Raw genomic sequence first — 13,127 nt, 5'->3', positions numbered from 1 at the left:
AGGGACCCCGCCATCGCGGGGCCACTCTGGCACACTATCCCACAGTCGCCTTGTCCTGGCGTCCGGCGACGTTGACATCTGTCTCTACGACCAGGCCAAATAGAAGACTGCGTGCCAGTGACTCGTCCGCTTCGTGCAGAGCCGAACGCAACACGTTAAGCTTTTGCTGCATATGCAGATCATCCGAAGCCGCGGCAGCCCGAAGAATCTTGGGGTGCCTGGTTCGCTCCGCTGCCGCATCATCGTAGAACAGCTCCTCATAGAGCTTCTCTCCAGGCCGCTTGCCAACTGCCACGATCTCGATGTCACCATGTGGATTGTCAACGTTCCTGACGGACAATCCTGCCAATCTGACCATGTTCTCTGCCAGTTCTGAAATCAGCATAGGTTCACCCATATCGAGCAGGAACACGTCGCCTCCCTTCGAAAGCGCACCAGCCTGGACGATCAGTTCTGCGGCCTCTTTGATAGACATGAAGTAGCGCGTCATGGCTGGATCGGTCAGCGTGATCGGTCCCCCGTGCGCGATCTGCTCCTTGAACAAGGGAACTACCGAACCATTTGACCCCAAGACATTGCCAAAGCGCACGGCGCAGAATTGCTGCCCGGTATTCGCCGCCGCGGCTTCAGCAGCCTTCTCGCGTACAATAAGCTCGGCCCAACGCTTGGTGGCACCCATTACGTTAGTCGGGCGAACGGCCTTATCGGTCGAAATGAGAACGAAGTTCTTCACCCCGACGGAGAACGCTACGTCCACTACAGTCTTGGTGCCAAATACATTGTTCTCAATGCCCTCAAGCGCATTGGCCTCGACCAGAGGGACATGCTTGTGCGCGGCCGCATGGAAGACCGCGCCCACCGCGTAATGTTCCATCGTGCGTCGAACCAGCGCTTCATCCGTGACAGACCCCAGGACCGGCACGACAGCCGCCTCCCCGCTCCCGGCCAACTCACGGTCAATTTTGTAGAGCGCGAACTCATTGGCCTCGAACAGGACCAAGCGCTGGGGCCGCCACTGCGAGATCTTCCGGCAAAGCTCAGAGCCGATTGAACCGCCAGCCCCGGTTACCATGATGGTCTTGCCGGAGACCATTTGCCGAATAAGGTCAAGGTCAGGCGGTACCGTGGAGCGCCCCAAGAGATCATCAATTTCGATCTCGCGCACTTGGCTGACGAGGTATTTCCCCGTCACCAGGTCCGAAATGTCGGGAAGTGACTGCACCTTCACACCGTGACGAGACACGTCCGCAACGACGGCCTTCCGGCGGTCTGCAGAAATTGATGGCATGGACAAAATGATCTGCTGGACAGCGTAGTTGTCCAGCAGCGCTGGAAGGGCACTGGGGGAATGAACTCGAATGTTCGCGACTTCGCGTCGATGCAGTGTTGGATCGTCGTCAACAAACGCCACTACGTCGTGCGTGCTCTTCAAGGACAGGGCCAACTGCGTCCCAGCGGCACCTGCGCCATAGATGACAACGGATGGACGCTGAGCGAGAACGTCGCGACCCAGGTGCGAAATCAACCATTTGGCCAGAAACCGGCTCCCGATCAGCAGCACGCAAGCGATTGCGAAGAAGATGATCGGAACTGATCGGGGCAACGAACCACGCCATAACAGCTGCGCCATAAAGGCTACCAGTACCCAGGCCATCACAGACAGAGCAGTAGCCTTGAAAATCGTCCACATGGCCCGTTCTGGAAGGTAACGTACAACAGGACGGTAGAGGCCCAAGCCTGCAAAGATAGGAATCGCCACTATTGGCGCGGAAATGATCGCGAACCATTCATCCGTGGTCCCGGGCAGACCAAAGGTGTCGAGCCGGATCGCCAAACTGGCCCAGGCCGCAAGGACCAGAATAAATGTATCAGAAGTAACGAGGACGACACGTTTCCAGCGCCGGGGAATGCTAAGGATGCGGGCCGTGAGTTCACGTATCATGAGTGACAGATCACCGGTCTGGATAGTCGTTTAGGTCGCCTGTCATGATTGGCAACTTTGGTCAATAGGTGACCTGTGAAGCCGTCTGGATTTGCAGCGAATGTCCCTCACGAGCAACTTCAAACTTCGTCCTCCCCTGTCGCCGGTCAAGTGCCGCGGCAATTGGCTTGGTGTTGTCATCCGCATTAACCTCACGGAGTCCTTTGCCGCCACAGCGACGCCAACCGCGGTGCACCTTGGCAACACCGAACAATCAGCAGCACTTTGCCTGCGCAGACTCGATTGCATCACGACCGTGCAGGCGCTAATAGGGCCGATCAACTGATCAGCGGCGGCCCCATGAAGATTGAACAACTCAGCCTTGTGGTTATCTTTGCAACATTGGCGCTCTTGCTGACGGTGCTAGTCGGGTGGAAGACATTCACACTCAATTCTCAAGCATGGGACATGTGGCAGTCGGTCGGGCACGACCCACTCGGGGTGTTGCTCAGTGGACATCCGCATGGGCTCCGCTACCTGGTTTACTACCCGGTATTCGCTGTGGCCGAGTTCGCAAACTTGCCGCCGGACCTCGTATTCAGCTTTGAATGCGTCCTTGTATTGTTCTTCATGAGCATGCTTGTTGCCCGGATTGATGTCGATGTCTGGGGTTCACAGGGGCACGTGTGGCGTCGAGATGTCGTGGTTTTCTGCATGTTCGTTATGTCCATGCTAATGAATGGCCGCCTGCTTTTAGCCTTCTGTGGATACCTGCTGATAATTTTTGCCGGCGCTGACTGGTACAAACAGAGAGAATGGAAGCCCGTCCATGCCATTTCGGCACTGCTCGGATGCCTTCTTGCAGGAGTGAGTTCCGGAACACTACTGGCTGCAATGGGGCTCTCAGCAGGTATTATCTTGGTTGCCTTCTTGATGGACGCCAAACTTCTCAAAAACAATCCAATTGCAGCCGTGTCTATTGCCCTCACCCTAGCGCTGTTTGTTGGCTATGCCCTAATCGGGCTTGGCAAGAACCTCGCATACTACGGAGGTGATGAAGCTGCGGTCTTTCGAATGCTTGGCCATGGGGCAGGTGGTGACATTGCTAGATCTGTCGGACTGGGAGACTTGCTAGAGCAAGATGACCTTCCTGGTGTAGGAGGACGATTGGCGTCGATTCTGCAGTACTGGTGGGTAGGCGTTGTAGCCGCATCGACAGTTGCTCGTTGCTATGGTTGGCGGCCAATCCACATGGTCAAGACCTCCGGGCCGGGGCTCAACCTAGTTCACCTATCCATCATAATAGCAATGGCTGGAGGCTTGTTCGGATACTCAGTTCTGTTGATGGGGTATATTCCGTTCTTAATGTTCGCATCTGGAAACGCCAAGCCCATAATGTCCCGCTTTGCTGTTTCAGCTCAGTGAAGAACTGGCAATAGCTGTCCATTTGGACATATCGACCGCCACGGCACGCAGCTGTGCGTGGATCGCTCAGCCCTTTCTAACGGAACAATGGTGCCCGTTTTGTGTCACGTACGCTTCTGTTACGCGAATGACGGTGCAGTTGGTGGCTCGCGCATCAACGGACAGCTCCAACACAAACGACCGAGAGTTCTGAAGGTTGTCGGCGCTCCTTTCAATTGGAAGCGACCTTCTGACTGAACAGTCCCTGGAAATCCGGATGGCGAGCCAACTCGGTGGCGAGCTCCCGAGAAAGCCGCTGTGCGCCGGCCTCGTTCAGGTGCAACGGATCGACAAAAAACTCCGTCGGCCAGAAGCGAAGAGTGGGCAGGAAGTGCACATTGCTCCCGCCGTGAGCTTCCAGCAATTGATCATAGTAGGCCAGAACCTCTTGAAAACCAGGCTCGTCCCTTCGCTGCTCCGGCCATGGAAACTGATAAACGAAAACTTCGACGCCTCTGCTGGTCAACGACTGAACCATTCGGTCGAAGTAGTTCAGATAGACGGAGTAGCCGTTCTCAATCCCAGTCGAATAACCGTGGGGCATTGGGACGTCATCGCTCGAAATGTGGCCATTGCCTCTGGTCATGTAACCTTGAGCCACGGAGAATCGCATTGTGTCACGGCACCCCAGGCCGCCATGGCCAATCCCAGAAAAAAGAGGGGCATCAAGACCACCAGTTTTGCGTTGCACAGGCAATGCCGACCGGTGCAACCGTTAAGAGCCATAGATGGATGTCGGCCCCGCATGAGGCTCTCAATAAAGTGCGATCTAGTTTATCATTGCAAGCCTTCCAAGAGAAGACCACATTGAGCGCCGAGTTTGCCCGGAGGTGGGAAAAGGGCGAGATACCCGAAAGTCCAATCGGTCGGGCCGATTCGGTCGGACAGGCGGAACGTGGCGGTAGCGCGAAGATCATGGCGAACTATGCGTTGGTCCAGTACGCGGAACATTGCCTGACATTACGAGATAGTCGTCATTATGAGTCAGGCCACCGTAGTCCTTGCCGCTCCCTTTGCGGGCCCTGCTATCCCACCGGATAGCTCGAGGGCTCCCCAAGTACATAGAACCTCGACAGGGTGCGCGCCCATTTGAGATGGGTGGCATCGAGCCCGATAAGGTAGGACGTCTGAACCCAGGGACGGTCCCCAAGACGCGGATGACCGACCACGGTCCCGGCCAGAACCGTGGCGCGGGGCGCGACCTGAATAAAGCGCCAGTCATGGAGGCGCGGTGAGATTTCAAGTGTATCTGGCCCGGGGCGCCAGCCGGCCCGAAGGCGCTGGACCGATTTGCGGGCGGCATCGATCTTGCGGCGCATCGCCTCGCTCAACTGCTCGGGCTCGACGTCAACAAGGCGGTCGACATCCATAAGTCCGATGGTGCCGCTTTGTTGGGCGATGCCAATATCGAAGGGGGGGAGAATGACCATGGTGAGGTGCCTTTTTTTTTAAGAATGGGAAGGGTCTTGGGCGGTCTGGTGGCCCTTGGGGGCCTTAGGACCGGGATCGGGGGCGGGGTGGAGCGCACCAAGCACCGCCTCTAGGTCGGAGGCGGTGAGAACTGAGCGGGCGAGGAGTGCTTCAGCGACCGCTTCAAGTGCCGGACGCAGTGGCGTCAGGATAGACAGGGTCTCATCGAGAAGGCGGCCAAGCCGCTCCTCGACCAGACGCCGGCGGTCTTTGAATTCGGCCCCGGGCCCGGCCCATTGCCGGGTGGGCCCATAAAGAAAGAGCTCGAAACAGGCGTCATGGATGAGCTCAGCGGCCCGGGAGATATCCGCACGGGCGCCGGAATTGGCCCCGCAACCTGCCAGCATGTCGGCCGCCCGACCGCCCAGGAGGATGCGAATATTGTCCTCGATGACATTGGCAGTGACGAAACCACCCGGCGCTTCGTCGAAGTCTGTCGCGCCCTCATGTCCCTCGCCAGGCACGATCGAGACCATATGCACCGGGCGCCCCAGATGAATGGCCATGACTGCGTGACCTGCCTCATGCAGCGCCACCGCGCGGCGCAGGTCCTCAGGCCGGGTCTCGGGCGGGGCAAGGACAGACCGCAAATGGTCGGTATTAAGGGACGCGCCCTCTTCGGCGGCCCTGGCCTTTGCCCGGACGGCAATCTGGCCGAGCTCCGCCTGGGTCTGATGACCCAGATAGGGCAGCAGCACAGAAAGTTCGTCCGCGTTGAGAGGATCGGGCAGATGCAGCTGCAGCATTTTTAGGCGCTGACCAGCCGACTGTGGCGGCGGCAGCGTCAGATGCAACCCCAGGCGCCCGGCGCGGACCAGGGCCGGATCAAGCCGCTCACAGTGATTGGTGATACCAATCAACAACACCGGTTTTCCGGAGGCGACCAACTGGTCGATCGCAGTCAAAAGGGCATTGGTGAGACTGATCCACCAGGGATCATAGTCTCCGCGCAAATCCCTGCGATTGGGTACGGAGTCGAGCTCGTCGATCACCCCGATGGCGGGCGCGGCCCGCCCGAGCTCTGAAAAGAAGTCGGCCTGTGCCGACAGCACATCACTGAGATGACCCTTGCCGGACTGCAGCCAGTTGGCGGCATTGGTCGTGACCAGGGGCAGGTGGGCGGACGCGGCCAGGGAACGGGCCAGCAAAGTCTTGCCGGTGCCCGGGGGACCCGAGATCAGGGTGTGCTCGAGCCCGGCAATGTCGCCCTTAGGCAGATTGACGACCACCCTTTGGGCCCAGTCGGCCACGGCGGGGGGCAGGCAGAGGGCATCGATCGGCGGCGCATCAGGAATTTGGAGCGCCGCCTGCTGGCGCGCGGCAATGGCCGATATGCGCTTGGCCATCGTCCCGGCGCTGGTGGCCGGACGCAGGGCTGCCAGCAGCTGGCCGGCATCGAGACCCGCAAGATCGTTCGCCTTGAGCCGGCGCGGCATGGCGGCGGTGAGATCGATGATGCTGTCCCGCACCATAGGATAGTCGGGCTTTTCCAGCACGACAAAGTGGTCAGCAGTCTCGAGCAGAAGACCAGGCAGCAGGCTTTCGGGATTGTGCGAGACACCGACGACCGCACGGCTGTGCAGGAAAGGCATGAGAGTCTGGCTGTTCCAGCCCGCCAGCCCCCGGCTCGAGTCATCATGGCGCGCCACGACAAGGGCCCCGGGATAGGCCTTGCGCAAATACTCTTCGAAGTAGTCGACCCAGTCGGCGCCAGGCACCTGGAGAATGACGACAATGGGTCGGTTGCCTGCAAGCCCGGTGCCAAGGCCATTGGGCAGGGCGGCTTCGAGCATGGCAGCGCAGAAGTGATCCGCGATCTGTCTGACCAGGACATCTGGATCTACGGGTGGATTGACTTGGTGGTCGGGCGTTTGATGGGAATGGGGCATAGGAGTCCTGGGCGTCTGCGATTGGGCGGCACACGCGATGCAGATGAAAATGGAAATGACGATGCGGCCGGTGTTCCGCGGCCGACTAGGGCTGGCGCGGCAACGGCCCGGGCACGCCATTGCGCACCATGCACAGACGGCGCCAGCCGGCCGGACCATAGCCCTTGGAACCGGCCACAAAGAGCGCGGCACCGCTGGCCGAGGAGAAATGCAGATGCCGGCGCGTCACGAGCAACCGTGGATCGGTGGGATGGGGTTCGATGCAGCCAGAATAGAGAAGGCTTTCATGCCGGACCCGGACCAGTTGACCGGCCGACCGCACCGGCGTGCTCCAGACCTCACTGCCGGCAAGTAGTGTCCAGTCACCGTCCGGGCCTTCGACGGCCTGTGCGGCAATGTTCTTGCCGACGAACTCGTGCAGCACACCTTCGTAGAGACCGGGCAGATCATCCCCGAGAATGTCACTATTTCCGGTTGCGCCGACCAGCAGGGCGGCATCGGGAATATTGGTCAGGGCATGACCGCTGGCGGCAATGAGCTGCAGCGCCCGGCCGCAGAACATCCGGAGCTGGGCATAGCGATCGGCGACAGGGGCGCCCAGCGGGATTTGCCCCAGTGTCACATAGCCACAGACTTCGTTGAGGCTTTCCCAGACAATCCGCTCGGCCGCGCGAGCCTCGTCCAGGGTCCAGCGGTCCTGGGCTTCGGTGATGACGAAGACCTGTTCGAGCGCGCCATGCCAATTAAGATGCGGGCTTTCGCCGGCCCGGGACGGATAATCGCCGCTGACCCCGACATAGGCGTGAATGCCATCGGCATAGAGGGCCAGATAGACGGCCGGACCGGTGACGCGCAGCCGGCTGAGATCGGCCCGGTGCGCCCCGGGCACGTGCAGAACGGAGGGCACCAGGGGACGCTCGTCATCGCCGAAATAGCTGATGGCGGAAAAGGCGGAATGCATGGACAGAAAAGACAATGAACTTCTCCCGCGCGAACCCGAACGGTTCGCGCCTGATCGACAGAAACAAGAGGTGTGAGTTCGAGGAGCGCCGCTTAAATGCGCCGCATCGGCGCCAGAGACGCCATCAAACACGTGATCGGGTGGGGAAAAGCGCTTGCCGTATAGTGGCAGCGATTGTGCGGGACGCGCGTCCCGCTAGGATTGGCCTCAGCCATATTGCACCTGTTGCGTCAGGTTGATGTGGTCAGGCCGTCGGTCCGTTGGCGCGGATCGGCGGCCGCTTAAGCGGCCCGGCCAGTCCGAATCGATCATCGATCCGGCATTGCTCACACTGCCCAAGGTTCCGCCTTCGTTCCAGCACTCCTCGATCGCATGGTTAATATGGGAAAACGGAGGCGCATGTCTCGCGTTTGCTCCGCTGGCCCTGGACAAGGCAACGCAGTCGAAACTCTAGAGAACGCCCTTCCCCGGGTGCCGGCGACATTCAAGTCGGGCGTCTAAGGCACACGCACAAGGATCGGGCGCCCTCGTGCCATGGAATCGGCGCGAGCACAGGAGTGGCGTTCCTCGTGAGAACCACGACCTTAATTACCCAGCCCTTACTGCCATGGCACTCCAGAGCCGAATGCCCGATCACGCTTCTGGGGCTACCCTATTGCGCGCTGACCAGAAAATGTCCGGCCCAAGAAACCGGGTGCGCATGCAATGGCGAACGCGGATTGTCCAGCATTTCAAGGATCGAGCTTTGCAGAGCCCGGGGCCAGCTCACCGCCCCATCCAGGCTGCGCGCTTCGATCATTCCGGTTGTCACATCGAGCGCGGGGCCGCTCGGGATATCCCAGTGCGTGACCAGCAGGCCCCGGGTTCCGGCATAGAAGAAGGCGGAGGCCAGGCCCGAAAGCCCTTCTGCCCCCGGGGTGCCGTCCGAGCTGGCCGTGCTGCAGGCCGAAAGGATGACAAGGTCGGCATCGAGTTCAAGCTCCATGACATCGGAGCGCGTGAACAAGGTCTCTTCCAGGGTGGATCCCGAAAGAGCCAGCCCGGGCTCGGTGGCACCGGTCAGGCCCTCGGCGATAAATCCATGGGTGGCGAAAGTCAGTATGCGGTACTGGTCCAGCGGCAAGGCCCGCACATTCGCCTCGGTTGCCGCTTCACGCAACAGCAGATCCCTGCTGCTCTGGGCCCCGAGCAAGGCCCCGATGAACCGCACTTCAGCTTCAGTCTCAGGCAGGGACGTCAGGGGGCCATGCACAGGATCGGTGTAACCATAGTCCGGATTGCCGATACCGAGGAATGCCCTTGTCGCCCTTGAGGGGGCCATGCCCGAGCGGAGCGAAACCAGGCCAGACATGGACGGCAAAGCCGCAAGGTCAAGGCGCCTCACCAGCCAGGGGAGAGCCGGATCCATCAGCTCTTCGCCCGTGAGCAGGTCCTTTGCGGGTCGATCGGTCATCAGCGCTGCCAGTGGCAGACCGTCCAGCACGCCATTGGGGACAAACGTCAGGTGGCGGATATGCGCCCTGCCCTCGAGCAAGCTGCCCATCAGCGTCTCATGCAGTTCATAGGCCAGATCCGCCCTTACGCTGCTCGAACCGTCCCCGACAATGCTCTGACGGAAGTCCGTCACCATCTGCGCGAGCCCGTCAGCGCCAACCGCGCTCCGATCCGCATAAAGGCCTTCCTCATCAACCCAGACGCGCACAAGCCCGTCACGCAGGGCATAGGTCGTCATAATCGCCTCGCCTTGCTGCAAAACGGCCGACAGAGCCTCGGTGTCAGCAAATTGCAGCCGCCCAAGCCGGAAGAAATCCGGGTCTGCTTGCGCAATGGTCTGGGCCAGGGTCTGGCGTTCGAAGCGCAGTTGATCCAGTGCCGGGGTGAGCTCTGCGGTTGAACCGCCTTCCCCCAGTTGAGCGACCAAGTCGTCAATTTGCCGGACGACATCGAGATATTGGCGATAGGGCGTCCCCAAAGATGGTGAAGCGCCACGAGCAGCCAGCTCGCTCAGGGTTGCCGAGGTGCCCGAAGCCTGAAGGAACTGGACGGCGAACAACACATCCTGGGCAATCGCGGCGCTAAACCCTTGTCCTTCCCCAACCGGCGCTACGGCCAGAAATGCCTCAAGAACCTCGTCCAGTTCGTTCGACCAACTCAGAAGGCTATCGGCCGCAAATGCGTCGGCACCCGCGACACGCTCGCGCGCGGCCAAAAGCAAATGGCGCGTGATCTGGAAGGCCGATTTCTCGCGACCCGTCGCAACCAGCGCCTGGGCATAGGCCCCGGAGACACTCACTTTCTTCAAAGAAGAGAGCGGCAAGGGGTCTGCAAGGATCGTCTCAACCTCTGCCCCGGCGGTCGAGAAATAGGCAAAGGCGGTGGCAGGCAGGCCCATGCGCATGGCCTTTATGCCCAGTTGCTCGGCCTCGGCCATGATGGCTTCCATCTCGCTTGAGTCCGCACTGGCGCCCGACATAAAAAGGATGAGGCCGTTATTGAGGCGCTCTGAATAGTCCTCGACGCCGGCCAGATCGCCCCGCGATTGCCTGAGTTCGATGGCAAGGTCGCAGACAACGCCATAGCAGGAATAGCCCATCTCCCGCTCTTCCCGGTTCTTGTCGAAGATTGTTGCGAGGCGGATAAAGCGATCCTCCTCTCCCAGTGTCTTGAGCATCAAGATCGAGGCCGCGACTTCATCATGGGCCATGTCGAGTGCGATCAAATGATTCAGCACCGCCTCAACATGTCCGATCACCGCCTCCGCCAGCCTGCCGGCAAAACCAGTATCGCCCTCGAGAATGGCGGCACGCGTGGCTGCATTGAGACGCTCGAGATTGCGCCTTATGGCCCAGCCATCATGCTCTTCCCGCTCGCGGGGCTCTGGCTCGACGGCCAGAATGCGGGCGAAATCGGTCCAGGCCTGCTCGGTCTGTCCCAGTGCGACCAGAGTGCGGAAATAGCTCTCGATGCCGGTCACATCCACCGAGCCGAATTCCTGCTCGACCATGAAGCGCCGGTCGAACTGGGCGTGGGCACACTGGGCATATTTGCCGGCCAGCTCGGGGAAGAAGAGACTGCGCTCGAGCTCCTGGGTCACGAAGGTCTCAGGCAATTCGGGAACCGCATAGCCGGTCGCGCAGGCTTCCTCGAGACGCCTCGCAAAGTCGTCAATTGCAGCATCAATGTGCCTGCCGCTCCCGCTCGCCTGCAGCGCTGCGGTGATCTGCCCCTCAAGCACGCGAACAGCCTCGGCAAATTTAGGGTCCTGACCCAGATTGGCCGAGCCGATCTCGACCAGAGCCTGTTGTGCATAGTCCGCAGATCGTTCGAACTCGCCCGCCAGTTGAGCGGCCTGCGCCAGCATGGACAGGAATTCCACCCGAAGCGCCGCGTTGGAGCCGGGCGGGGTAAGCGCGAGAAGGCGCGCCGCCATTGCCTCGGCCTCGGCGTAGTCGCGGTCATTGATGGCCTGGGCGGTGATGAGCGTGGCTGGCGTGGTCGGATCACCATCCCATGCCCCGGCGATGGCAGCATAGAACATGTCAGCCACCTCGAACCGGCCGAGCCGCTCCAATTCCCTGGCGGTGCCAAAATAGCTCGACATTTCGGCCCGGTTCGATTGCGGCCCATCGCTTAGGGCCTGAACGAAACGATGCGCGAACATGAGATCGATTTCGTCTTCAAGCCCGAGATCCTGAACGAGGTCGAAGTGATCGAACCAGTTGTGCATCCAGCCATAGGCACTGGCATAGGCTTGGCCCCTGTAGAGCGCCATGGCGTTGAGGATCGCAGCTTTTGCCCCTTCGGGGTCCCCGGCCTGGGCCCGCGCAACCCCGAGTTGCATCAGCACCCCGGCATATTGACTGTCGCTTTCCCTGAGCAGGGGCGCCGCCTGCTCGAACAGTGCGACCCGTTCCTCGCCCTCAGCGCAGCCCGCAGCGTCGGCCAGCGCATTGCCAACCCATAAATCGCCGGCATCGGCCATGGCCAGAAGTTTTGCCCCGGCAGAATAAGCCATGCTTGCTTCGCGATCCTTGCAATAGCCTCCATCGGGGAGGCCGGAGGTGATGGCGGCGACGGCCCGCAAATGCAGGATACGCGCCAGTTCGGGCGCGCCGGAATAGACCCGTGCCATGGCGCTGAACGCCTCGCGCTTGAGCCGATCGGTTCGTTCCAGATGAGTGTCGCGCTGCTCCTTTTCCCGGCGCGCATCGTAAAGCTGGCCAAGCGCCAGGGCGAGGTCCAGCTTGACATAGCCTGACAGCGGATTGCCCTCTCCGTGGCGACTATCGAGTTCGGCGATAATGGCCTCAAGCTGAGGCGCAAAGGCACCGACTTCAGACCGGCTCTGGTCAGAATACGAGGCGCGCCATGCGGCGGTGGTCGCAAGCCAGTCCCGATACCGTCCTCCCAAAACCAGCCGATCTGTCTCCAGATGCTCGAAGTTTTCTCCCATGCGCCTGGTGATGGCCCAATTGCCCTGGCCCGGGGAGACAATCGTGACCTCGCCGGCCAGGACGCTCAAATCATAGGCTGGATCCTGGCCAAGACCGGGAATGGGGCGATCCGCCAGTTCACCGATGGGGCTGTCGAAGCGCAGCGGGGGCGTCTCCGGCGCGTATCGGGCGATCGTCTCACGTGCCCAGTCCATGAGCCGCGAAGGATCGCGCACCCAGAGGTCGGCGACGCTCGATACAGTTACAGCGCGCTTGATGCCCGAAAAGGCACCCGAAAACCCGACGGGCTCGGCCGCCGCAGATTTGAGGAAACAGACCTTGGCCGGGCTATTGTAAGTATAGGCCCCGCAGCGCCCGTCATCGGCGCATTGTGCTTCGCAGGCGTCCAGATCGATGCCCTTGAGGGCCGGCTCCGACATGCCGGAGCGGAAATCATTATGAGGCAGGTCGACATTTTCAAGCCGATCAAACGCAGCTACAGCCGCGTCCCCAGCGCCTGCGGCAAGGCCTGACGCCAGCCGGGTTCCGGAGACCGCGCCGGGGAATGCAGAACGGCCAAGAGCGTCGTATTTGAGAAAGCAGACCCTGGCGCCGACATTATATGTGAAGGCCGTGCAGCGTGTTTCGGAGGCGCAGCTGGCCTGACAGGCGCCCAGCCCGATATTTCTGAGATTGGGGTCGGACATGCCGCTGCGGTAGTCGGCGCCGACAAGGTCTGTATTGTCGAGCAGGTCGAAGCCCTCAAGCGGCAATGGAGCCAGCAGCGTCGAGACTTCCTCACCACTCAGATTTCCGGTTTCGGTGCGCCCGAGCGCCGTCTGATAGGCCCCTATGGCTGCCCGCGTCATCGGACCGAAGACGCCGTCGGCCGCACCATCGAGATGCCCTAAATCGATCAGCCTTTCCTGCACAGGCAGGCGCTCTGCAAGGCTTAGATCCTCTGCGCGCACCATGCCCTGGGCTGCGAG

At 60.8% G+C, this 13,127-nt stretch carries 8 protein-coding genes; 2 read left to right on the top strand and 6 right to left on the bottom strand.

The window, feature by feature from the left end:
* Positions 1 to 34: 34 nt before the first annotated feature.
* On the bottom strand, positions 35 to 1,942 hold the full coding sequence (locus DDE76_RS14515; RefSeq protein ID WP_104892003.1) for a polysaccharide biosynthesis protein: 1,908 nt from the start codon (positions 1,940 to 1,942) through the stop codon (positions 35 to 37).
* A gap of 100 nt (positions 1,943 to 2,042) precedes the next feature.
* Between DDE76_RS14515 and DDE76_RS19595 the strand changes: the two genes are divergently transcribed.
* Positions 2,043 to 2,267 (top strand): hypothetical protein, encoded by a 225-nt coding sequence (locus DDE76_RS19595; RefSeq protein WP_157955822.1) that lies wholly within the window; start codon positions 2,043 to 2,045, stop codon positions 2,265 to 2,267.
* Positions 2,268 to 2,281: 14 nt separating this feature from the next.
* Positions 2,282 to 3,346, top strand: a complete 1,065-nt coding sequence (locus DDE76_RS14510; RefSeq protein ID WP_157955821.1) for a hypothetical protein — start codon at positions 2,282 to 2,284, stop codon at positions 3,344 to 3,346.
* A 211-nt stretch (positions 3,347 to 3,557) separates the two neighbouring features.
* Here DDE76_RS14510 and DDE76_RS14505 read toward each other — a convergent pair whose 3' ends face one another.
* The 5 genes from DDE76_RS14505 to DDE76_RS14485 all read right to left on the bottom strand — a co-directional run bounded on the left by DDE76_RS14505 (position 3,558) and on the right by DDE76_RS14485 (position 13,112).
* Entirely contained in the window at positions 3,558 to 3,929 is a 372-nt protein-coding gene (locus tag DDE76_RS14505) for an SGNH/GDSL hydrolase family protein (protein ID WP_157955820.1), read from the bottom strand.
* Positions 3,930 to 4,410: 481 nt separating this feature from the next.
* Positions 4,411 to 4,815 carry a DUF6634 family protein gene (locus DDE76_RS14500; protein ID WP_104892006.1) on the bottom strand — a complete coding sequence of 135 codons (405 nt, stop codon included), beginning with the start codon at positions 4,813 to 4,815 and terminating at the stop codon, positions 4,411 to 4,413.
* A gap of 18 nt (positions 4,816 to 4,833) precedes the next feature.
* Positions 4,834 to 6,744, bottom strand: coding sequence for an AAA family ATPase (locus DDE76_RS14495; protein ID WP_158672375.1), 1,911 nt, complete (start codon positions 6,742 to 6,744; stop codon positions 4,834 to 4,836).
* Positions 6,745 to 6,829: 85 nt separating this feature from the next.
* A complete protein-coding gene (locus DDE76_RS14490; RefSeq protein WP_157955819.1) occupies positions 6,830 to 7,720 on the bottom strand; it encodes a DUF4357 domain-containing protein in 891 nt (296 codons plus the stop codon).
* A gap of 637 nt (positions 7,721 to 8,357) precedes the next feature.
* Complete coding sequence (locus tag DDE76_RS14485) at positions 8,358 to 13,112, bottom strand: CHAT domain-containing protein (protein WP_104892009.1); 4,755 nt, start codon at positions 13,110 to 13,112, stop codon at positions 8,358 to 8,360.
* Positions 13,113 to 13,127: the final 15 nt, after the last annotated feature.

Origin of the sequence: Devosia indica (assembly GCF_003056405.1) — a bacterium.
Lineage (GTDB): Bacteria > Pseudomonadota > Alphaproteobacteria > Rhizobiales > Devosiaceae > Devosia > Devosia indica.
Note: the sequence above shows the minus strand (reverse complement) of the source record. Positions and strands in the feature narration are given on the sequence as shown.

Excerpts from the sequence above, each read along its gene's own strand:
- DDE76_RS19595 (WP_157955822.1), top strand. The coding sequence starts at position 2,043 with ATGTCCCTCACGAGCAACTTCAAACTTCGTCCTCCCCTGTCGCCGGTC.
- DDE76_RS14485 (WP_104892009.1), bottom strand. The coding sequence starts at position 13,112 with ATGGTGCGCGCAGAGGATCTAAGCCTTGCAGAGCGCCTGCCTGTGCAG.
- DDE76_RS14510 (WP_157955821.1), top strand. The coding sequence starts at position 2,282 with ATGAAGATTGAACAACTCAGCCTTGTGGTTATCTTTGCAACATTGGCG.
- DDE76_RS14500 (WP_104892006.1), bottom strand. The coding sequence starts at position 4,815 with ATGGTCATTCTCCCCCCCTTCGATATTGGCATCGCCCAACAAAGCGGC.
- DDE76_RS14505 (WP_157955820.1), bottom strand. The coding sequence starts at position 3,929 with ATGCCCCACGGTTATTCGACTGGGATTGAGAACGGCTACTCCGTCTAT.
- DDE76_RS14515 (WP_104892003.1), bottom strand. The coding sequence starts at position 1,942 with ATGATACGTGAACTCACGGCCCGCATCCTTAGCATTCCCCGGCGCTGG.
- DDE76_RS14495 (WP_158672375.1), bottom strand. The coding sequence starts at position 6,744 with ATGCCCCATTCCCATCAAACGCCCGACCACCAAGTCAATCCACCCGTA.